The following is a 21,474-nucleotide window of genomic DNA, read 5'->3' as shown; positions in this document are numbered from 1 at the left end:
CTAGCAGTGGGAGTTTTGACGCTACCCCGGACCGCTGCCGCGTTCCACCGGGGCCACCGTCCGGGCGTACTCGTCCGCGAGGCCGTGCAGCAACGCGTCCAGGCCGAGGGTGAAGGCGCCCTCGTCGACGCTGCGCTGGTGGCCGCGCAGCCGGTGGGCCTGCGTGAGGTGCGGGTGGGCCGCGTACAGCTCCGGGTCCTCCACGAACCCCCGCGCGAACGAGCCGAGCGCCGACCCGGCCACGAAGTAGCGCAGCGCGGCGCCGATGTGGGTGGCCCGGGCCGGCGGCCAGCCCGCCCGGACCAGCGCGCCGTAGACAGCGTCGGCCATGGCCAGCGCGGCCGCCCGGCGGCCCGGCCCCTGCGCCAGGTAGGGGACGATGTTCGGGTGCGCGGCCAGCGCCGCACGGTAGGACCGGGCCCAGCGGCGCAACGCCTCGACCCAGTCGTACCGGTCGAAGACGCTCACGTCGACCGCGCCGGTGACGCTGTCCGCCACGGCGTCGAGGATTTCGTCCTTCGTGGCGAAGTGGTTGTAGAGCGAGGGGCCCTGCACGCCGAGCGCGGCGGCCAGCCGGCGGGTGGAGAGCGCGCCGAGACCGTCGGCGTCGATGAGCACGAGCGCGGTCTCGACGATCCGGTCCCGGTTGAGCAGGGCCTGGCGGGGGCGGGGCATGTCAGGCCTCCCCGCCGGCGGTTCCGGCGGACGCCCGGAGGATCCCCGCCCCGGCAAGGATCCGTTCCATGAGGGCGACCGGAAGGTTGGGGTTTCCCGCCGCCGATCCCGCGGCGGCCGGATCGTCGAGCAGCTCGGCCAGCCGCCCGGCGCCAAGGCGGGGGTCGGACGCCATCCGGGACCGGACGCCGCCGTCCCCATCACGGCTGAGCCGGTCGATGAGCTCGGCCGGTGCCTCCGGGTCGTGGCGGACCAGCATGCGCGCCCTGGGATCGGCGGAGTCCGCCAGCCGGGCCAGCCCGACCCGCGGGAAGCGGGGCCGCGCGATCAACATGCTCGCCGTGATCACCCGAGCCTCCAGATGCGTCGCGAGCAGCACCTCCCCCGGGACCTCGTCGTGGTTCTCACAGAGCAGCAGCCGGACCGCGAAGTCGTCGTCGCCGGCGAGCCGGGCCACCTGATCCGGACGCAGGCTCGGGCTGTACGCGGCGCTGCGCCGAAGCCCGACGTGGGCCGAGCGGACGGCGCCGTCCAGCGCGTCGGGATCGCCGAGCCGGTCGAGCACCCACCGGGCGGGTCGGAGGCGGGTCTCCGGCCGCACCTCGTAGTCGACGGCGGCGCGTTCGGCCTCGGTCAGCCCGGGGCGCAGGGACAGCCGTAGCCGCACCGTCGGGTCGGGGTCGGTGGCCAACTCCTGGACCAGGTCGCGGGGCAGGTGCGGGTTCTCGGCCACGGCCGCGCGGACGTCCCGGTCCTGGTGCCGGGCGAGTCGCTCCGCCATCGCCCGCGCCAACGGGATCTCGACGGCCAGGTCACGCAGCCACCAGGGGTCCGACCACGCCTCGTCGAGCACGCCGGCGAGCAGTTCCGGACGGCGGCGCCACGCCCGCCGGGCCACCGCGTCGCGCACCCGGGGGTCGGGGTCGGCGAGCAGCCGGTCGGTGATCCCGTCCGGCGGATCCGCCCAGCCCGCGTACCCCGAGACCCGGACCTCGGGATCGGGGTCCTCGACCATCCGGGCCCGGACGCTTACCGGACACTGCCGGGACCCGGCCACCTCGTCGCGGACCCGGTGGTCCGGGTCCGCCGCCAGCCGGGCGTAGGTTTCCTCGGGCAGCGGCGCGGGCGTGGCCCGGAACAGCTCCGGCCCGTGGGCGAGCAGGATACGGACCATCGGCGCGGGATCGTCGACGAGCAGGGCGCGCTGTTGCGGCGTGGCTGACGAACTGTCCGCCAGCGCCGCCCGGACCCGCCGATCCGGGTGTGCGGCGACGGCGGCGCAGAACTCGTCCGGCAGCGTGTTCCGGAAGATCAGCACCGCTACGGCCGCGTCGCTGTCGTCCAGCATGCGGAGCAGCAACTCCGACGGGGTCGCCGGGTTGCCGGCCACTCCCCTCACCTGTTCGCAGACCAGGTCCCGCAAGCCGCCTCCCGTCCGAAACCACCTGATCATGCACCTTAACCGGGCGGGTCTCACCGCGGCGGTGACAGGAGAGGGCTGGACGGATGAAAACTTGCACCGCTAGTTTAAAGGCGACCGCCGCCGCCGCGACGGTCGCCACGCCGACCGAGGGAGCATCGTGGACTTCGCACTGTCCGACGAGGAACGGGCCGTCCGGGACACCGTGCGCGCCTTCGTCACCCGCGAGGTGCTGCCGCTGGAGCAGGAGGTGCTGCGCCGTGAGCGCGCCCACCGGCCCGGCCTGGACCGCTCAGAGCTGCGCGAGTTGCAGCTTAAGGCGAAGAAGTTCGGCTTCTGGGGCCTGGCCACCCCGGAGGAGTACGGCGGGATGGACCTGCCGGCGGTGATGCAGTCGCTGATCTGGACCGAGCTGGGCCGCAGCTTCGTGCCGTTCCGCTTCGGCGGCGAGGCCGACAACATCCTGTTCCACGCCACCGACGAGCAGAAGCGCGAGTTCCTGATCCCGACCATCGAGGGCGAACGGATCTCCTGCTTCGCCATCACCGAGCCGGGCGCGGGCTCGGACGCGGCCAACATCAAGCTGCGCGCCCGACGCGACGGCGACGACTGGGTCCTCGACGGCGAGAAGACGTTCATCACCAACGGCAACGACGCCGACTTCGCCATCGTGGTGGCGGTGACCGACCCGGAGAAGGGGGCCCGCCGCGGCGGCGCGACCGCGTTCCTGGTCGACCGGGCGATGGGCTGGCGGTCGGAGTTCATCCAGACCATGGGCGAGGGCGGCCCGGCCTCACTCGTCTTCGACGGCGTACGCGTGCCGCACCGCAACATCCTCGGCGAGATCGGTCAGGGCTTCACGCTCGGCATGGAGTGGATCGGCAAGGGCCGCTACACCATCCCCTCGCACGCGGTCGGCATCGCCGAACGCGCCCTCCAGATGGCGATCGACCACGCCAACACCCGGGAGACATTCGGCGCGCCGATCGCCACCAACCAGGCCATCCAGTGGATGATCGCCGACTCGGAGACCGAGTTGGAGGCCGCGCGCTGGCTGATCCTGCGCTCGGCCTGGACGGTCGACCAGGGCCTCGATCCCCGGCACGCCTCCTCGATGGGCAAGCTCTACGGCGCCGGCATGGTCAACCGGGTGGTGGACCGGGTGCTCCAGATCCACGGCGGCATGGGCTACACCCGGGAGTTGCCGATCGAACGCTGGTACCGGCAGGTGCGCCTGTACCGGATCTTCGAGGGCACCGACGAGATGCAGCGGCTGATCATCTCCCGCGACCTGCTGCGCGGCTACACGAAGATCGGCGGCCACCTGGCCTGACCCGGGGGCCGGGTCAGCCGGTCAGCGCCTCGACCGCCCGGTCCACGTCCGCCTCGGTCGTGTAGAGGTGGAACGAGGCGCGCACCCGCCCGGCCCGCACCGCCGCGCGCACCCCGGCGCGGGCCAGCCGCTCCTGGGCGTCCGGCACGTCCACGCTGACGATCGCGCTGTCGCCGGGCGGGCGGCCCAAACCGGCCAGGAACCGGTTGGCCAGCGCCACGTCGTGGTCCCGCACCGCCGCCAGGTCGAGGTCGGCGAGCAGTTCCAGCACCGGCGCCGCCCCCGCGTAGCAGAGCCACGACGGGGAGATGTCGAAGCGGCGGGCGTCGTCGGCCAGCCGCAACGGCGTGCCGTAGTACGAGGCGTGCGGGTCGCGGCCCGCGTACCACCCGGCGGCGTCCGCACGCATCCGCTCGCGCAGCGCCGGGGCCAGGTAGGCGAAGGCCGCGCCGCGCGGCGCCATCAACCACTTGTACGCCCCCACCAGCACCGCGTCCGCCCGGTCGGCCGCGAACGGCAGCCATCCGCAGGCCTGGGTGGCGTCGACCACGACCAGCGCTCCGTGCGCCCGGGCCGCCGCGACGATCTCGTCGTACGGCGCGACCGTGCCGTCGGCGGACTGCACCAGGCTGAACGCGACCAGGTCGGTGTCGGCGTCGATCGCGTCGACCAGGCCGTCGAGCGGCACGGTCCGCACCCGCACCCCCCGGTCCTCCTGCACCAGCCAGGGGAACAGGATCGAGGTGAACTCGACCTCGGGCACCACCACGGTGGCCCCCGACGGCAGCGCCGCCGCGATCGGCGCGGCCAGTTGGGACACGGCGGCGCCGACGCTCACGTCGGCCGGGTCCACGCCGACCAGCCGGGCGAACGCGGCCCGGGACCGGCCGACCGACTCGTCCCACACCTCGAACGACACCCGGCCGGTCCGCCACTCGGCGAGCACCTGCTGCACGGCCGTCCACACCGGATCGGGCGGCAACCCGTAGGTCGCCGTGTTCAACCAGCCCGACTCCACCTGCCACAACTTCCGCGCCTGCTCCAGCTCCATGCCACCGACGCTAGCCACCCCCGACTCCCGTCCGAAACCACCAATCCCACCCCCGTGGCCCACGCTTCTCACCCGCTCGCCCTACACTCCGCTCCCCCACCCCTCACCCCCCCCCCCCGCACACGCCCCTCACACACCCCCCCCGCACACGCCCCGCGCTGGCCCCCGCCCCCGCACACGCCCCGCGCTGGCCCCCGCCCCCGCACACGCCCCGCGCTGGCCCCCGCCCCGGCCTCGCCCCTGCCTCGCCCCGCGGCCCCGCCCTACACCCCACCCTCAGCCCTGCTCTGCACCCCCCACCCCCAGCCCTGCCCTGCGCCCTCACCCTCGGCCCCGCCCTCGCGCCCTCACCCTCGGCCCCTCCCTGCACCCGCGCCCCGCGCCCCGCGATCTTGCAGTTCCGGCCACCTCCCTGGGCGCTCCGTCCCTTTTGCCTGGACCGAAGGTGCATGATCGCGGTCGGGCCTGCGTCGCTGCCACCGCATGAGGGCGACGGTTGAAGACCGATATACCGCTCAGTCATATTTATGACTCAGCGGTATATCGGTTGGAACTCATGTGCCTGTCTGGTCGGTCGCGTCCGGGGGTCCGCCTCGGGACATGGACCGACTCAACAGGTAGGGCGCTCCGGCCCGTGCCCGTCTCGACGAAAGCGCCGCTCCAGGCGCGCGGCTGGTCCGCAGGCGGACTACGTAGCCAATCCTGCCCCTGGTGAAGGCGGGCCAAGCCGAATCGCATCGGGCCGGGCCGGGCCAAGCCGGGCGGGTCGCGCCGGGCCGAGCCGAGCCAAGCCAGGCCGAGCCAGGCCAGGCCGGGCCCGGCCGGGCCGAGGCGAGGCGAGCCCGGGGCGGGCCGGCGGGGGGGTCAGGCGGTGGAGCCGGCGAGCGGGCGCTCGGCGCCGGGCGGGGTGTCCTCGGCGGGGCGCTCGTCGTCGTCCTCGTCGACCATGCTGGCCTCGTCGAACGGGCGGTCCCCGGCCAGGACGGCACGGGCCTGGTCGCGGTCGAACTCACCGGTCCAGGTGCCGACCAGCACGGTGGCCACGGCGTTGCCGGCGAAGTTGGTCAGCGCCCGGGCCTCGGACATGAACCGGTCGATGCCGACGATCAGGCCGACGCCGTCGACCAGGTCCGGCCGGTGCGACTGGAGGCCGCCGGCGAGCGTGGCCAGGCCGGCGCCGGTCACGCCGGCCGCACCCTTGGAGGCGATCACCATGAACACCAGCAGCGAGATCTGCTCGCCGACGGCCAGCGGCTTGCCCAGCGCGTCGGCCACGAAGAGGGAGGCCATGGTCAGGTAGATCGCGGTGCCGTCGAGGTTGAACGAGTAGCCGGTGGGGACCGTGATGCCGACGACCGGACGGCCGACGCCGACGTGTTCCATCTTGGCGATCAGCCGGGGCAGCGCCGATTCCGACGACGAGGTGGAGAGGATCAGCAGGAACTCCCGGCCCAGGTAGCGCAGCAGCGAGAAGATCGAGATCCGGGCGATCAGGCGCAGCAGCAGGCCGAGCACCACGATCACGAAGATCAGGCAGGTGGCGTAGAAGCCGAGCATGATCTGGGCCAGGCTCTTCAGCGCGTCCACGCCGGTGGCGCCGACCACGGCTGCCATCGCGCCGAACGCGCCGATCGGCGCGAGCCACATGATCATGGCCAGCACCTTGAAGACCAGGCGCTGCAGCACGCCGATCGCCCGCAGCACCGGCTCGCCCCGACTGCCCAGCCCCTGCACGGCGAAGCCGACCAGCAGCGCGACCAGCAGGGTCTGCAGCACCTCGCCCTCGGTCAGCGCGGAGACCAGTGTGGTCGGGATGATGCCGAGCAGGAAGTCGACCGTGCCGGCGCTCTCGTCACCGGCGGCGGACCGGCCGGCGTCGGCCACCTCGGGGCCCAGGTCCAGGCCCGCGCCGGGGTGGATGATGTTGCCGACCACGAGACCGATCGCCAGAGCCACTGTCGACATGACCAGGAAGTAGCCGAGCGCGAGGCCGCCGACCTTGCCGACCTTGGCCGCCTGCCGGACGGATCCGACACCGAGCACGATCGTGCAGAAGATGACCGGGCTGATCATCATCTTGATCAGGTTGACGAAGCCGGTACCCAGCGGTTTCAGCGCCTTGCCGACGTCGGGCGCGACGAGGCCGACCACGATGCCGGCGACGACGGCGACGATGACCGCCAGGTAGAGGTACCGGGTCCGGTCCCGGCGGGCGGGTCGGACAGCCTCGGGGGTGGGGGTGGTGGTGTCCATGTCGACACTGTGAAGCAGGTCTCACCGGACCGCACGCCGTCCGACGCCGCCGCCGGTCAGCTCACGTTGGCCGGGCCCAGCACGCTCTTCAGGTCGCCCATCAGGGCGGTGGTCGGCGCGACCCGGAACGGGCCGAGGCGCAGCGTGGTGACCTTGCCGCCGTTGAGCAGCTTGACGTGCACTTCGCAGTCGCCCGGATGCAGCACCAGCGTCTCCTTGAGCCGCTCGACCAGCGGCGGGGTGCAGCGGTGCACCGGGATGGTCAGGGTGACCGGCTTGTTCGCCGGGTTGCTGGTGACGTCCGGCATGGACATGTCCATCGCCATGATCCGGGGGGTGTCGTCGCGCCGGTCGACGCGACCCTTGACCACCACGATGGCGTCCTCGGCGATGTATTGCCCGATCACCTCGTAGGTGTTGGGGAAGAACAGCGTCTCCACGCCGCCGGCCAGGTCCTCCAGGGTGGCCGAGGCCCAGGCCCGGCCCTGCTTGGTGACCCGGCGCTGCACGCCGGAGAGGATGCCGGCGAGGGTGACGACCGCGCCGTCGGGCACGGTGCCCTCCTCGGAGAGCGCGGCGATGGTGGTGTCCGCGGCGGCGCCGAGCACGTGCTCCAGGCCGAACAACGGGTGGTCGGAGACGTAGAGGCCGAGCATCTCGCGTTCGAAGGCGAGCTTGTCCCGCTTGTCCCACTCCCCCTCGCCGATGACCGGCATCACGGTGGTGCTGCCGCCGGTGTCCGCGTCGCCGAAGCCGGCGCCGAACAGGTCGTACTGGCCGACCGCCTCCTTGCGCTTGACGTCGGCGTACGCGTCGATGGCATCGGCGTGCACCGCCAGCAGGCCCTTGCGGGGGTGGTTGAGCGAGTCGAACGCGCCGGCCTTGATCAGCGATTCGATGGTCTTCTTGTTGCAGACCACCGCGTCCACCTTGGACAGGAAGTCGTAGAAGTCGGTGTAGTCGCCCTTCTCGTCGCGGCACCGCATGATCGAGCCGACCACGTTCGCGCCGACGTTGCGCACCGCGCCGAGACCGAAGCGGATCTCCTTGCCGACCGGGGTGAACGGGCCGGCCGAGGTGTTCACGTCCGGCGGGAGGACCTGGATGCGCATCCGGCGGCACTCGGACAGGTACATGGCCATCTTGTCCTTGTCGTCACCGACGGAGGTGAGCAACGCGGCCATGTACTCGGCGGGGTAGTGCGCCTTCAGGTAGGCGGTCCAGTAGGAGACCAGGCCGTACGCGGCGGAGTGGGCCTTGTTGAACGCGTAGCCGGCGAACGGGACGAGCACGTCCCACACCGCCTGGATGGCCTCGTCGGAGTAGCCGCGCTCGCGGCAGCCGTCCCGGAACGGGATGAACTCCTTGTCGAGGATCTCCTTCTTCTTCTTGCCCATCGCCCGGCGCAGCAGGTCGGCCTGGCCGAGCGTGTAGCCGGCGAGGATCTGCGCGGCGCGCTGCACCTGCTCCTGGTAGACGATCAGGCCGTAGGTCGGGGCGAGGATCTCGCGCAGCGGCTCCTCCAGCTCCGGGTGGATCGGGGTGATCTCCTGGAGGCCGTTCTTGCGCAGCGCGTAGTTGGTGTGCGAGTCGACGCCCATCGGGCCGGGGCGGTAGAGCGCCAGCACGGCCGAGATGTCCTCGAAGTTGTCCGGCTTCATCAGCCGCAGCAGCGAGCGCATCGGCCCGCCGTCGAGCTGGAAGACGCCCAGCGTGTCACCGCGGGCGAGCAGTTCGTACGCCTGCCGGTCGTCCAGCGGCAGGCCCAGCAGGTCCAGCTCCAGGTTGTGGTTGAGCCGGATGTTCTTCACCGCGTCGTCGATGATCGTCAGGTTGCGCAGGCCGAGGAAGTCCATCTTCAGCAACCCGAGCGACTCGCAGGTCGGGTAGTCGAACTGCGTGATGATGACGCCGTCGGAGTCACGCCGCATCAGCGGGATGTGCTCGATGATCGGCTCGGCGGACATGATGACGCCGGCCGCGTGCACGCCGGTCTGCCGGATCAGGCCCTCGATGCCCTTCGCGGTCTCGATCACCTTCTTGACGTCCGGGTCGGACTCGTAGAGGCCCCGGATCTCGCCCGCCTCGGCGTAGCGCGGGTGCTTCGGGTCGAAGATGCCGGACAGCGGGATGTCCTTGCCCATCACCGCCGGGGGCATGGCCTTGGTGATCCGGTCGCCGACCGCGTACGGGAAACCCAGCACGCGGGCCGAGTCCTTGATCGCGGCCTTCGCCTTGATCGTGCCGAACGTGGCGATCTGCGCGACCTTGTCCTCGCCCCACTTGTCGGTCACGTACTTGATGACCTCACCACGCCGGCGCTCGTCGAAGTCGATGTCGACGTCCGGCATCGAGACGCGCTCGGGGTTGAGGAACCGCTCGAAGATCAGGCCGTGCGGGATCGGGTCCAGGTCGGTGATGCCCAGCGCGTACGCGACCAGCGAACCGGCGGCCGAGCCACGGCCCGGGCCGACCGCGATGCCCTGGTTCTTGGCCCACTGGATGAAGTCGGCGACCACGAGGAAGTAGGACGGGAAGCCCATCTGGATGATGACGCCCAGCTCGTACTCGGCCTGGACGACGTGGCCCTCCGGGATGCCGTTCGGGAAGCGGCGCTTGAGCCCGGCGAACGTCTCCTTGCGGAACCAGGACTCCTCGGTCTCGCCGTCGGGGATCGGGAACCGCGGCATCAGGTTGTGGAAGGTGAACATGCCGGTCGGGTCGACCTTCTCGGCCACCAGCAGCGTGTTGCGGCAGCCCTGCTGCCACAGCTCGGAGGAGTCGACCGCGCGCATCTGGTCGGCGGACTTGACGAAGTAGCCGCCGCCCTCGAACCGGAACCGGTTCGGGTCGGCCACGTTGCTGCCGGTCTGCACGCAGAGCAGCACGTCGTGCGCCTCGGCCTGGGCCTCGTGGGTGTAGTGCGAGTCGTTGGTGACCACCGGCGGGATGTCGAGCTTGCGGGCGATCTCGGTGAGCCCGTCGCGGACCCGGCGCTCGATGTCGAGGCCGTGGTCCATGATCTCCAGGAAGTAGTTGTCCTTGCCGAAGATGTCCTGGTAGGCGGCGGCGACCTTGAGCGCCTCGTCGAACTGGCCGAGCCGCAGCCGGGTCTGCACCGCGCCGGACGGGCAGCCGGTGGTGGCCATGATGCCCTCGGCGTGCTCGGCGATCAGCTCCATGTCCATCCGGGGCCACTTGACGTAGTGGCCCTCCATGGAGGCGCGGGAGTTGAGCCGGAACATGTTGTGCAGCCCGGTGCGGTTCGCCGCCCACATGGTCATGTGGGTGATGGCGCCGTTGCCGGAGACGTCGTCGCTCTTCTGCTCGGGGCGCCCCCACTTGACCCGTGCCTTGTGGAAGCGCGACTCCGGCGCCACGTACGCCTCGACGCCGAGGATGGGCTTGACCCCGGCGGCCATGGCCTGCTTGTAGAAGTCGTTCGCGCCGTGCATGTTGCCGTGGTCGGTGATCGCCACCGCCGGCATGCCGAGCCGCGCCGCCTCGGCGAACAGGTCCTTGAGCCGGGCCGCCCCGTCGAGCATCGAGTACTCGGTGTGTACGTGCAGATGCGCGAACGAATCGCCCATGCGTGGCGCCCCCCGGGTTGTGGATCAAGCTGCGTCGGAGTCGACCGACCCACCCTACCGAGGCGGTCCGACCGGCTCCACCGTCCGCGCCGGGGGTGGCCGGCGTCTCTCCCGACGGACCGGTGTATGCCACACGACGGTGTATCTGCTTGCAATGGTGTGTGGCACACACTATCGTGTGTCACATGGTCACCGACGAGGTCCTCCGGACCCACCTCCAGGAGCTGCGACGCGGCACGATCGTGGTGGCCAGCCTGGTCGCCCTGCGCCGCCCCGACTACGGCTACGCCCTGCTGCAACGGCTGGCCGCGCACGGCTTCGCGGTCGACGCCAACACGCTCTACCCGCTGCTGCGCCGGCTCGAGGAACAGGGCCTGCTGACCAGCGAGTGGAACACCGAGGAGAGCCGGCCGCGCAAGTTCTACCGCACCAGTGACGACGGCGAGACGGTGCTGGGCCGCCTGCTCGACGACCTGACCGCGGTCCAGACGTCCGTCACCCAGCTGATCGAAGGAGTAGGGCGATGAGTTCCCTGACCGACCGCTATCTCGCGGCCACCCTGCGCACCGTGCCGGCGCCCCGCCGCGCCGAGCTCGCCGAGGAGCTGCGCGCCTCCATCGCCGACATGATCGACGACCGGACCGCGGGCGGGCAGGACCACGCCTCCGCCGAGCGCGAGGTGCTCACCGAGATGGGCAACCCCGAGCAGCTCGCGGCCCGCTACAGCGACCGCACGCTCCAGCTCATCGGCCCGCGCTACTACCTGCTCTGGTGGCGGGTGCTGCGGATGCTGCTCACCTGGATCCCGGCGATCGTCGGCGTGGTCACCGGCGTGGTCAAGGCGACGGTCGGCGGCGAACCGGGCGCGGCGATCGGCGCCGGCATCGCCAGCGCGTTGCAGACGGCCGTGCAGATCGCGTTCTGGGTCACGCTGTCCTTCGCCGTCCTGGAGCGCACCCGGACCCCGCTGGGCCTGCCCGAGTGGACCGTCGACCAGCTCCCCGAGGAGACCCACGACCGGCAGATCAGCCAGCCGGACAGCGTCGCGTCCGTGGTGTTCCTGCTCGGCACGGTCGGCGTCCTCGTCGGGCAGCACTTCCAGCACTGGGCCAGCGGCGACGGCTCCCGGCTGCCGGTGCTCGACCCGGCGCTCTGGAGCTTCTGGCTCCCGGCGCTGATCGTGGTGCTGCTGGCCACCGTCGGTCTGGAGATCGCGAAGTACCGGTCGGGCCGGTGGACCTGGCCGCTGGTCGGGGTCAACGCGCTGCTCAACCTGGCGTTCGCGGCGCCGGTGGTGTGGCTGCTGCTGACCGACCGGATGCTCAACCCGGACCTGGTCGAGCGGTTCGCCTGGCTCCGCGAGGGCGGGGCGGACGACGTCGCCCGGATCGCCGTGGTGGTCACCGTGGTCATCGCGGTCTGGGACGTGATCGACAGCGCGGTCAAGGCGGTCCGCGCCCGCCGCTGAGGGTCTTGACCGGCCCGGCGCCGCCCGCACGGGGCGCGCCGGGCCCTCGGGTACGCCGGGCCTCAGGCCGCCGCGCGCCACTCCCGCGCCAGCAGGGCGTAGACCGCCTCGTCGGTCCACTCCCCCTTGACGAACTCGTTCTCCCGCAGGTGCGCCTCGCGCCGCATGCCCAACCGCTCCAGCACCCGGGCGGAGGCCGTGTTGCGGGCGTCCAGCCGACCGACGATCCGGTGCAGGCCCAGCCCGTCGAAGCCGAGTCGCAGCAGCTCCCGGGCCGCCTCGGTGACGTAGCCCCGACCGGTGTGGTCCGGGTGGGCCGCGTAGCCGATCTCGCCCTGCCGGTGCTCGCCGCTGGTCCAGTTCAGCAGCACGTCCCCGACGACCACGCCGGTGTCGGGCAACGTCACCGCCAACTGGAGCACGTCGCCCGGTGCCCGCAACGCGGTCCGGCGGACCATCCGGTCGATCGCCGGCCGCACCGACTCGTCGTCGTAGGGCTCCTGGTAGAGAAAGCGGGTGACCTCCGGGCGGCCCCGGTAGTCCCGGACGACGGCCAGGTCGGCCGTGGTGAAGGCGCGCAGCACCAGGCGCCCGGTGCGCAGCGGCAGATCGGGTACGAGCACCGAGGCAGGCTACGCCCCCACCCGCGCCCCGGTCAGGCCGGTTTCCCTCGTCGATCAGGGTGGGTCGGGTGGCGGGGGTGCCCTTCCGGTCGGGGCGGGCGGGGGCGGGTGGCATGGTCGTACGGTGAGCACCGCAAACACCACCGGCTGGCGACGGCCGGGTCCCACCGCCGAGCAGCTCCGCACCGACCTCTGGATCGGCCTCGGAGTCACCGTGCTGGCCCTGTTCGAGCTGACCCTCGCCCGCAGCACCGGGGCGTTCCTGCTCGGGCCGCCGCCGAGCCTGGCCGAGCAGATCTTCTGGACGGCGGCGGCGACCGCGCCGCTGGCCCTGCGCCGACGGTGGCCCACCGCGGTCGCGGTGTTCATCTCGATCGCCTTCATCGCCGGGCAGGCCCGGGCGGTCCCGCTGTCCCAGCTCCCGTCGGGGGCGCTCTTCGCCGCGCTCTACACCCTCGGCGCCTGGGGCACCGACCGGCGGCTGGCCGGGCGGGTCCGGGTCGCCATCATCGGCGCGATGTTCGGCTGGCTGGGACTGTCGCTCGCGCTGCGCGCCGACCAGCTCTCGGCGAGCACCTTCGACGGCGCCGCCGGCCCGGTGCCGCCGGTGCTCGCGGCCGTCATCAACGGCGTCCTGTACAACGCCCTGTTCTTCGCCTTCGCCTACTACTCCGGCCAGACCGCCTGGGTGGCCGCGCGCCGCCGGCACGAGCTGCGGGAGCAGGCCGAGCAGCTGCGCCGCTCGCAGGAGGAGGCGCGCGAACGCGCGGTGATGGGGGAACGGGTCCGCATCGCCCGGGAGCTGCACGACGTGGTCGCCCACCACGTGTCGGTCATGGGCGTGCAGGCCGCCGCGTGCCGGCGGGTGTTCGACCGCGACCCGGACAAGGCGCGTACCGCGCTGACCGCCATCGAGGAGACGGCCCGCACCTCGGTGGACGAGCTGCGTCGGATGCTCGGCGTGCTGCGGGACCCGAGCGTCGCGTCCGGCGCCGGGCCCACCGACACCGCCGGCATCGAGCAGGTCGCCGCGCTGGTCGACCGGGCCCGCGAGACCGGGCTGCGGGCCCGCCTCGGGGTGTACGGCGACCCGACGCCGCTGCCCCGCTCGGTGTCCCAGGCGGCGTACCGGATCGTGCAGGAGGCGGTGACGAACGTGGTCAAACACGCGTCCGCCACGTCGCTGGACGTGCGGATCCGCTACCTCGACCGGGAGCTGGAGGTCGACGTGAGCGACGACGGGCGCGGCGGAGGGTCCGCTGGCGGGGGCGGACTCGGCCTCATCGGCATGCGTGAGCGGGCCACCGCGCACGGCGGTGAGCTGGAGGCCGGGCCGAGGTCCGGTGGCGGCTTCCGGGTGCGGGCCCGCCTGCCGCTGGCCGCCGAGACGGCCGGGCGGGCGGCGTGACCGGGCCGGCGCCGGACGGGCCGGTCCGGGTCCTGCTCGTCGACGACCAGCACCTGGTCCGCAGCGGCTTCCGCATCATCCTCGAGGTGGAGGACGACATCGAGGTGGTCGGGGAGGCTGCCGACGGGGAGCGGGCGGTGGCGATGGCCGCCGCGCTACGACCGGACGTGGTGCTGATGGACGTGGAGATGCCGGTGCTCGACGGGCTGGCGGCGACCCGCAGGATCACCGACGACGCCACCGGCGACGGCCCGGCCGTGCTGATCCTCACCACCTTCGACCGCGACGACTACCTCTTCGCGGCGCTGCGGGCCGGGGCGAGCGGCTTCCTGCTCAAGAACGGCACACCCGAGGACCTCGTCGAGGCGGTCCGGGTGGTGGCGCGCGGCGAGGGACTGATCGCGCCCGCGCTCACCCGCCGGGTGATCTCCACCTTCGCCCGTCCCGGTGCCGCGCCGCCCGACCCTCGGCACGACGCCGCGACGGCGGAACTGACCCCCCGGGAGCGTGAGGTGCTGGCGCTGGTGGCGCGGGGCGCCAGCAACGCGGAGGTCGCCGCCGTCCTGCACGTCGGCGAGGCGACCGTGAAGACCCACGTGAGCCGGGTGCTGGCCAAGCTGGGACTGCGCGACCGGGTCCAGGCGGTGATCTTCGCGTACGAGCACGGCATCGTGCGGCCCGGCGGCTGACGGCATCCGCCGCGCGGCGGACCCCGATGATCAACCCCTGGTGGGACGCCGTCGCGCCCGCCCGACCGTAGCGTCGGGCGCATGACCAGCGTGCTCCACCTGGACGGCGTCGACCGCAGCTTCGACGGACGTCAGGTGCTCTCCGACGTCACCTTCGACGTGACCGCCGGCCGGCTGACCGGGTTCGTCGGCGGCAACGGCGCCGGCAAGACCACCACGATGCGGATCATCCTCGGCGTGCTCGCCCCCGACGCCGGGCAGGTGACGTGGCGGGGCGACCGGCTCACCCGGGACGCCCGGCGGCGGTTCGGCTACATGCCGGAGGAACGGGGCCTCTACCCGAAGATGACGACCCGCGAGCAGGTGGCCCACCTCGGCCGCCTGTACGGGTTGGACGCGCCGGCGGCGCGCCGGCGTACCGACGCGCTGCTGGAGCGGATCGGCCTCGGCGAGCGCGGCGACGACCTGCTGGAGACGCTGTCGCTGGGCAACCAGCAGCGGGCGCAGATCGCCGCCGCGCTGGTGCACGACCCGGAGGTGCTGATCCTCGACGAGCCCTTCTCCGGGCTCGACCCCCTCGCCGTCGACACGGTGGTCGCGGTGCTGCGGGAACGGGCCGCCGCCGGGGCGCCCGTGCTCTTCTCCAGCCACCAGCTCGACGTGGTGGAACGGCTCTGCGACGACCTGGTGATCATCGCGGGCGGCACCATCCGGGCCGCCGGCCCTCGGGAGGAGCTGCGCGCCGCGTACACCCTGCCCCGGTTCGAGCTGGTGGTCGACGGCGACGCCGGCTGGCTGCGGGACCAGGACGGCGTGGAGCTGGTCGACCTCGACGGCGCCCGCGCGGTGTTCGACCTGGAACCCAGCGTCGACGACCAGTCCGTGCTGCGCGCGGCGCTGGCCCGCGGCCCGGTGCGCGCCTTCCACCCGGTCACCCCGTCCCTCGCCGAGATCTTCCGAGAGGTCAACCAGTGAACACCTACCAGGCCACCCGGCTGGTCGCCGCCCGCGAGATCAGGGTCAAGCTGCGCGACAAGACGTTCCTCTACGGCACCCTGGTCTTCCTGCTCATCGCGATCGCCTCCACGGTGCTGCCGGCGATGCTGCAGGGCGGACCGTCCACGGTGGCGGCGCCCGCCGCGGCCGCCGGCCCGCTGCGCGCGGCCGGCCTGGACGTCCTCGTGGTCGCCGACGACGCGGCCGCCGAGCGGGCGGTACGCGACGGCGACGCGGACGCGGCGCTGGTCGCCGGCCCGACCGTGCTCGGCGACCAGCGGGCCCCGGACGACGTGGTCCAGGCGCTCAGCGCGGCACCGCAGGTGCGGCTGCTCGACCCCGACGCGGTGGACCCGGTCACCGCCTACCTGGTGCCGTTCGCCTTCGCGTTCGTCTTCTTCATCATGTCCCAGACCTTCGGCATCCAGGTCGCGCAGAGCGTCACCGAGGAGAAGCAGACCCGGATCGTGGAGATCCTGGTCGCCGCCGTGCCGGTCCGGGCGCTGCTGGCCGGCAAGATCGTCGCCGCCGGCGCGCTGGCGCTGGGACAGGTGGCGCTGATCGCGGTCGCCGCCGTGACCGGGCTGCGGCTGACCGGCGGCGGGGACCTGCTCGACCTGGTCGCCCCCGCGCTCGGCTGGTTCGTGCCCTTCTTCCTGCTCGGCTTCCTGCTGCTGGCGGCGATGTGGGCGGCGGCCGGCGCGCTGGTGAACCGGCAGGAGGACATCGCCGGGGCGTCCACCCCGGTGCAGCTGGCGGTGATGGCGCCGTTCTTCGCGGTGGTGTTCCTCAACGACAACGGCACCGCGATGCGGATCCTGTCGTACCTGCCGCTGTCCGCGCCGACCGCGATGCCGGTGCGGCTGTTCACCGGCGACGCGGCGACCTGGGAGCCGTTCGTGGCGCTGGCGCTGCTGCTGGTCGCGGCGGCCGGCTTCCTCGCCGCCGGGGCGCGGATCTACCAGGGCTCGCTGCTGCGCACCAACGGGCGGACGTCGGTGCGTGCGGCCTGGCGGCAGCGCGAGACGGTCGGCTGACCGCGGCCGCCCCGCCCGGCCCGGGACCGGCCGGCGGGGCGGCGGAGCCGGTCCGACCTGTGCGAAGATCGCCGACCATGAGTACGGACCCGACCCACCTGCGCGCCCTCGCCGACGAGTGCGTCGACCTGGTGTCCCGGCAGTTCGGCCACCGGCTGGACTGGTCGCCCGAGAGTCTGTCGACGCTCGACGGGGTGTGCGCCGACCTGATCGCCGAGGGTCCGCTCGCCGCGGAGCGCCTGGACCTGTGGTGGCGGTTGATCGGGGCCTACACCGGCGAGGTGGTCGTCCGCGCCTACGCCGGCGAGTGGGTCACGCACGAGAGGTCGCCGGGGGCGCCGGCGGTCTCCGCGCTGGGCGTGACCGGCTTCCCGTTCGGGCTGGCCGCGCGGGTGCTGGACGGCGAGCCGTACAAGAGCCTCGCCTCGTTCGCGCGCGCCCTGCCGGCCATCGCCGAGCGCGCGACGAGCGACTGACGACGGGCCGCGACGAGCATCGCGACGTCCACCATGGACGACGGCCCGACACCCGGGAGGTCCGGGTGTCGGGCCGTCGTGGCGGTCCGGGTCAGCCGACCGCGGCCATCACCTCGTCGGAGACGTCGAAGTTGGCGTAGACGTTCTGCACGTCGTCGCAGTCCTCCAGCACGTCGATCAGCTTGAAGATCTTGCGCGCGCCCTCCTCGTCCAGCGGAACGTTCACGCTGGGGATCAGGGAGGACTCGGCCGACTCGTACTCGATCCCGGCGTCCTGCAGGGCGGTGCGCACCGCGATCAGGTCGCCCGGCTCGGAGACCACCTCGTACGCCTCACCGAGGTCGTTGACCTCCTCGGCACCGGCGTCGAGGACGGCCATCATCACGTCGTCCTCGCTGGTGTCGGCCTTGGGCACGATCACCACGCCCTTGCGGGAGAACATGTACGACACCGAGCCGGCGTCGGCGAGCGAGCCGCCGTTGCGGGTCAGCGCGGTGCGCACCTCGGTGGCGGCGCGGTTGCGGTTGTCGGTGAGGCACTCGATCAGCATCGCCACGCCGCTCGGGCCGTAGCCCTCGTACATGATCGTCTGCCAGTCGGCGCCGCCCGCCTCCAGCCCGGAGCCGCGCTTGACCGCGCGGTCGATGTTGTCGTTCGGGACCGAGTTCTTCTTCGCCTTCTGGATGGCGTCGTAGAGGGTCGGGTTGCCGGCCGGGTCGCCGCCGCCGGTGCGGGCCGCCACCTCGACGTTCTTGATCAGCTTGGCGAACATCTTGCCGCGCTTGGCGTCGATCACGGCCTTCTTGTGCTTGGTGGTCGCCCACTTTGAGTGGCCGGACATCTGAGTACCTCCGTTAGTGATCCACGCCCGCGTCCGCAGCCCGCGCCGGAGCCGAACCCGGCAATCCTACCGAGGCCACGGCCGGCCGGCACCCACGGGCGCACCGCCACGACGGCCGGCGCCGCGCTCGGCGTGGTCGGCGGCCGTCAGGCGGCGGCCCGGACCACGTCGACGAAGTGACGGTGCAGGCGGAGGTCGCCGGTCAGCTCCGGGTGGAACGACGTGGCCAGCAGGTTCCCCTGGCGGACCGCGACGATCCGGTCGGCCGCCGGGCCGTCGGTGACCCGGCCGAGCACCTCCACGCCCGGGCCGACCCGCTCGACCCAGGGCGCGCGGATGAAGACCGCGTGGAACGGCTCGCCGTCGACCCCGGCGAGCGTCACCGGCGCCTCGAACGAGTCGACCTGGCGGCCGAACGCGTTGCGCCGGACGGTCATCTCGATGCCGGCGAAGCCGCGCTGGTCGGGGCGGCCGTCCAGCACCTCCGTGGCCAGCATGATCATGCCGGCGCAGGAGCCGTAGACCGGCATGCCGGCGGCGATCCGCTTGTCGATCGGCTCGCGCATTTCGAAGATGTCCACCAGCTTGCTGATCGTGGTCGACTCGCCGCCGGGCACCACCAGGCCGTCGACCGCGTCCAGCTCGCCCGGCCGGCGCACCGCCCGGGCGTCGGCGCCCGCGCCGGCCAGCGCCGCGACGTGCTCGCGTACGTCGCCCTGAAGCGCGAGCACGCCGATCACCGGTCCGGTCACACCGCTCCCTTCGAGGTGTTAAGAAGGGGCCCCGCCTCTACCGGAGGCGTTAAGAAGGGGCCCTTCCTTCGGTTCACCACCCGCGCTCGGCGAGGCGGTGCGGCTGGGGGATCTCGTCGACGTTGATGCCGACCATCGCCTCGCCCAGACCGCGCGACACCTTGGCCAGCACGTCCGGGTCGTCGTGGAACGTGGTCGCCTTGACGATCGCGGCGGCCCGCTGGGCCGGGTTGCCGGACTTGAAGATGCCCGAACCGACGAACACGCCCTCGGCGCCGAGCTGCATCATCATGGCCGCGTCCGCCGGGGTGGCGATGCCGCCGGCGGTGAACAGCACGACCGGCAGCTTGCCCCGCTCGGCGACCTCCTTGACCAGCTCGTACGGGGCCTGCAGCTCCTTCGCCGCGACGTACAGCTCGTCGGCCGGCAGCGACTGGAGCCGGCGGATCTCCTGCCGGATCTTCCGCATGTGGGTGGTGGCGTTGGAGACGTCCCCGGTGCCCGCCTCGCCCTTCGAGCGGATCATGGCCGCGCCCTCGGTGATCCGGCGCAGCGCCTCGCCCAGGTTGGTCGCGCCGCACACGAACGGGACGGTGAACGCCCACTTGTCGATGTGGTTGGCGTAGTCGGCCGGGGTCAGCACCTCGGACTCGTCGACGTAGTCGACGCCGAGCGCCTGGAGGATCCGCGCCTCGACGAAGTGGCCGATGCGGGCCTTGGCCATCACCGGGATGGAGACGGCCGAGATGATGCCGTCGATCATGTCCGGGTCGCTCATCCGGGACACGCCGCCCTGGGCGCGGATGTCGGCCGGCACGCGCTCCAGGGCCATCACGGCCACGGCGCCGGCGTCCTCGGCGATCTTCGCCTGCTCGGGGGTGACCACGTCCATGATCACGCCGCCCTTGAGCATCTCGGCCATGCCGCGCTTGACGCGGGCGGTGCCGACGGTGGCGTCGGTGGTCGGTGCGGTGGATTCAGACACGGGTCATCGCTCCTCGACGGGCTGGGGAGGGGGCTGCGCTGGAATGCTACGACCGGCGCGACGCCGCTCCGACAGCCAATCGGCCCCCCGGTGGCCTGCCCTGTGGCCGCCGTCACGAGCCCCGGCCCGGTCAGCCGGTGGTGACGTCCGCGCGCGGGACCACCGTCGGGTCGTCGATGTCGAAGTAGCGGGGCCACTCCCGCCCCCGTCCCATCCGGAACAGCCGCACCACCGGACGGCTCCGGGCCGACCGGGCGTCCCGGACCAGGTCGGTGTGCACCTGCCGGGCCAGCGCCAGCCGCCGGCTCGCCGCGATCACCGCCGCGCAGGCCGCGTCGTCCGGGTCCAGCCGGACCGCGCGCAACTGCCGGGTGAGGTCGTTCTCGGCGGCCTCGCGCTCCTCCGGGGCGGCGTCCAGCGCGATCCGGGCGGCGGCGTACAGCTCCACGCCGTACCGCTGCTCGGCCAGCACCGCGGCGGCGGCCGCCCGGCGGAGCAGGTGCGCGTCGAGCGCGCGGGCCGCCGAGTCCGCCCGGACCTGCAGCCGCTGCACCCGGCCGGAGGTCCAGATCAGGTACGCCGAGACCAGCCCGAGCACCAGGGCCGCGCCCACCACCCACCACATGCCCGGCATCGTAGTGCTGCTCCTCATCCCGGCCGGCCGGCGCGGGCACCGGTCGACGCGCTCGTCACAGCGGCCCCACCGGCCACCGCGGTCAGCCCAGCCCCGCCCACTCCTGGTCCATGACCCGGCCGTCGGTGGCCTCGATCGCGGCTGCGTATACCTCCAGAACGCGGCGGGCAACCACGGGCCAGTCGAAATTCGCCACCACCTGGTCGCCGGCGGCGGTCAGCCCGGCCCGCTGGCCGTCGTCGTCGAGCAGCTCGGTCAGCGCCGCGCCCAGCGCCACCGCGTCGCCGGTCGGGAAGAGCCGGCCGGCCCGCCCGCCGTCGAGCACCCGGCGGAACGCGTCCAGGTCGCTGGCGACCACGGTGGTGCCGGCCGCGAGCGCCTCGGTGAGGATCATCCCGAAGGATTCCCCGCCGGTGTTCGGTGCGACGTAGAGGTGCACGCTGCGCAGCATGCGTGCCTTGTCCGCCTCGGAGACCAGCCCGAGGAACGTGACCCGCTCGCGCAGGTCCGCCGGGAACCGCCCGTACAGCTCGTCGGCATCGCCCGGGCCGGCCACCAGCAGGCGCAGCCCGGGGCGGCGCGGCGCGAGCGCGACGAACGCGTCGCGCAGGATCGGGAAGCCCTTGCGCGGCTCGGTGAACCGGCCCAGGAACCCCAGCGTGCCGCCAGCGCCCGGGCCGCACTCCCCCGGCCAGTCGGGCAACGGCGCCACCCCGGCGAACTTCGCCACCGCCACGCCGTTGGGGATCTCCACCGCGCCGCCGTCCATGTGCTCGACCTGCACCTTGCGGGCGAGCGCGCTGACCGCGATCCGGGCGGTGATCCGCTCCAGCACGATCCGCAGCACCCCCTGCGCGGCGGAGAGCACCCGGGAGCGGGTCATCGCGGTGTGGAAGGTGGCCACCACCGGGCCGCGGGCGCAGAGCACCGCCAGCATCGACAGGCTCGGGGTGAGCGGCTCGTGCACGTGCAGCACGTCGAAGTCGCCACGGGTGATCCAACGGCGCACCCGCGCGGTGGAGACCGGGCCGAACGCGATCCGGGCCACCGAACCGTTGTACGGCAGCGGCACGGCCCGGCCCGCCGACACCACGTACGGCGGCAACGGCGCGTCCTCGTCGGCCGGGGCCAGCACACTCACCTCGTGGCCGAGCCCGAGCAGCGCCTCGGCCAGGTCCATGACGTGGTTCTGCACCCCGCCCGGGACGTCGAAGGAGTACGGGCACACGATGCCGATCCGCAC

General features: G+C 72.8%; 19 protein-coding genes. 8 read left to right on the top strand and 11 right to left on the bottom strand.

The annotated features are described in order from the left end of the window. Positions 1–21: 21 nt before the first annotated feature. Positions 22–675: a TetR/AcrR family transcriptional regulator C-terminal domain-containing protein gene (locus ACN27B_RS20955; protein ID WP_422741320.1), complete on the bottom strand. Its 654-nt coding sequence runs from the start codon at positions 673–675 to the stop codon at positions 22–24. 1 nt (position 676) lies between these two features. After that, positions 677–2,098 carry a hypothetical protein gene (locus ACN27B_RS20950; RefSeq protein ID WP_422741319.1) on the bottom strand — a complete coding sequence of 474 codons (1,422 nt, stop codon included), beginning with the start codon at positions 2,096–2,098 and terminating at the stop codon, positions 677–679. Positions 2,099–2,255: 157 nt separating this feature from the next. Here ACN27B_RS20950 and ACN27B_RS20945 point away from each other — a divergent pair, with 157 nt between their 5' ends. Continuing rightward, the gene (locus tag ACN27B_RS20945; RefSeq protein ID WP_099161574.1) at positions 2,256–3,428 is read left to right on the top strand and encodes an acyl-CoA dehydrogenase family protein; all 1,173 of its coding nucleotides are present in this window, start codon (positions 2,256–2,258) and stop codon (positions 3,426–3,428) included. 13 nt (positions 3,429–3,441) lie between these two features. Here the strand turns inward: ACN27B_RS20945 and ACN27B_RS20940 are convergent, their stop codons facing one another. The 3 genes from ACN27B_RS20940 to dnaE all read right to left on the bottom strand — a co-directional run bounded on the left by ACN27B_RS20940 (position 3,442) and on the right by dnaE (position 10,322). After that, the gene (locus ACN27B_RS20940) at positions 3,442–4,479 is read right to left on the bottom strand and encodes an aminotransferase class V-fold PLP-dependent enzyme (RefSeq protein WP_099161575.1); all 1,038 of its coding nucleotides are present in this window, start codon (positions 4,477–4,479) and stop codon (positions 3,442–3,444) included. 864 nt (positions 4,480–5,343) lie between these two features. Further along, a complete protein-coding gene (locus ACN27B_RS20935; protein WP_355523864.1) occupies positions 5,344–6,732 on the bottom strand; it encodes a cation:dicarboxylate symporter family transporter in 1,389 nt (462 codons plus the stop codon). A gap of 56 nt (positions 6,733–6,788) precedes the next feature. After that, positions 6,789–10,322, bottom strand: coding sequence for a DNA polymerase III subunit alpha (dnaE, locus tag ACN27B_RS20930; RefSeq protein ID WP_422741318.1), 3,534 nt, complete (start codon positions 10,320–10,322; stop codon positions 6,789–6,791). A 185-nt stretch (positions 10,323–10,507) separates the two neighbouring features. Here dnaE and ACN27B_RS20925 point away from each other — a divergent pair, with 185 nt between their 5' ends. After that, the gene (locus ACN27B_RS20925; protein WP_091578193.1) at positions 10,508–10,849 is read left to right on the top strand and encodes a PadR family transcriptional regulator; all 342 of its coding nucleotides are present in this window, start codon (positions 10,508–10,510) and stop codon (positions 10,847–10,849) included. Then, positions 10,846–11,790, top strand: coding sequence for a permease prefix domain 1-containing protein (locus ACN27B_RS20920; RefSeq protein ID WP_422741317.1), 945 nt, complete (start codon positions 10,846–10,848; stop codon positions 11,788–11,790). The genes ACN27B_RS20925 and ACN27B_RS20920 overlap by 4 nt, the downstream gene beginning before the upstream one ends. 62 nt (positions 11,791–11,852) lie before the next feature. On the opposite strand, the gene ACN27B_RS20915 is transcribed toward ACN27B_RS20920, so the two are convergent. Then, positions 11,853–12,413: a GNAT family N-acetyltransferase gene (locus ACN27B_RS20915; protein ID WP_099161578.1), complete on the bottom strand. Its 561-nt coding sequence runs from the start codon at positions 12,411–12,413 to the stop codon at positions 11,853–11,855. Between the two features lie 124 nt (positions 12,414–12,537). Between ACN27B_RS20915 and ACN27B_RS20910 the strand changes: the two genes are divergently transcribed. From ACN27B_RS20910 to ACN27B_RS20890, 5 genes are all read left to right on the top strand, one after another. After that, positions 12,538–13,821: a sensor histidine kinase gene (locus ACN27B_RS20910; protein WP_422741316.1), complete on the top strand. Its 1,284-nt coding sequence runs from the start codon at positions 12,538–12,540 to the stop codon at positions 13,819–13,821. Then, positions 13,818–14,510, top strand: a complete 693-nt coding sequence (locus ACN27B_RS20905) for a response regulator (RefSeq protein ID WP_091578205.1) — start codon at positions 13,818–13,820, stop codon at positions 14,508–14,510. Before ACN27B_RS20910 ends, ACN27B_RS20905 begins: the two co-directional genes overlap by 4 nt. An 81-nt stretch (positions 14,511–14,591) precedes the next feature. Beyond that, a complete protein-coding gene (locus ACN27B_RS20900) occupies positions 14,592–15,485 on the top strand; it encodes an ABC transporter ATP-binding protein (RefSeq protein ID WP_422741315.1) in 894 nt (297 codons plus the stop codon). Next, positions 15,482–16,543, top strand: a complete 1,062-nt coding sequence (locus ACN27B_RS20895; RefSeq protein ID WP_422741314.1) for an ABC transporter permease — start codon at positions 15,482–15,484, stop codon at positions 16,541–16,543. The genes ACN27B_RS20900 and ACN27B_RS20895 overlap by 4 nt, the downstream gene beginning before the upstream one ends. 77 nt (positions 16,544–16,620) lie before the next feature. Then, positions 16,621–17,019 (top strand): hypothetical protein, encoded by a 399-nt coding sequence (locus tag ACN27B_RS20890; protein WP_099161582.1) that lies wholly within the window; start codon positions 16,621–16,623, stop codon positions 17,017–17,019. Positions 17,020–17,110: 91 nt separating this feature from the next. Here ACN27B_RS20890 and ACN27B_RS20885 read toward each other — a convergent pair whose 3' ends face one another. From ACN27B_RS20885 to ACN27B_RS20865, 5 genes are all read right to left on the bottom strand, one after another. After that, a complete protein-coding gene (locus tag ACN27B_RS20885; RefSeq protein ID WP_099161583.1) occupies positions 17,111–17,860 on the bottom strand; it encodes a YebC/PmpR family DNA-binding transcriptional regulator in 750 nt (249 codons plus the stop codon). 146 nt (positions 17,861–18,006) lie between these two features. Next, positions 18,007–18,612 (bottom strand): pyridoxal 5'-phosphate synthase glutaminase subunit PdxT, encoded by a 606-nt coding sequence (pdxT, locus tag ACN27B_RS20880; RefSeq protein ID WP_091578217.1) that lies wholly within the window; start codon positions 18,610–18,612, stop codon positions 18,007–18,009. 73 nt (positions 18,613–18,685) lie between these two features. Beyond that, positions 18,686–19,597 (bottom strand): pyridoxal 5'-phosphate synthase lyase subunit PdxS, encoded by a 912-nt coding sequence (pdxS, locus tag ACN27B_RS20875; RefSeq protein ID WP_099161584.1) that lies wholly within the window; start codon positions 19,595–19,597, stop codon positions 18,686–18,688. Between the two features lie 130 nt (positions 19,598–19,727). Beyond that, positions 19,728–20,231, bottom strand: a complete 504-nt coding sequence (locus tag ACN27B_RS20870) for a hypothetical protein (protein ID WP_091578224.1) — start codon at positions 20,229–20,231, stop codon at positions 19,728–19,730. Between the two features lie 82 nt (positions 20,232–20,313). Beyond that, a complete protein-coding gene (locus tag ACN27B_RS20865) occupies positions 20,314–21,474 on the bottom strand; it encodes a glycosyltransferase family 4 protein (RefSeq protein WP_099161585.1) in 1,161 nt (386 codons plus the stop codon).

This window comes from Micromonospora sp. WMMD754, from assembly GCF_049315235.1.
Taxonomy (GTDB): domain Bacteria; phylum Actinomycetota; class Actinomycetes; order Mycobacteriales; family Micromonosporaceae; genus Micromonospora; species Micromonospora sediminicola.
This window is presented reverse-complemented; position numbering and strand designations above follow the sequence as displayed.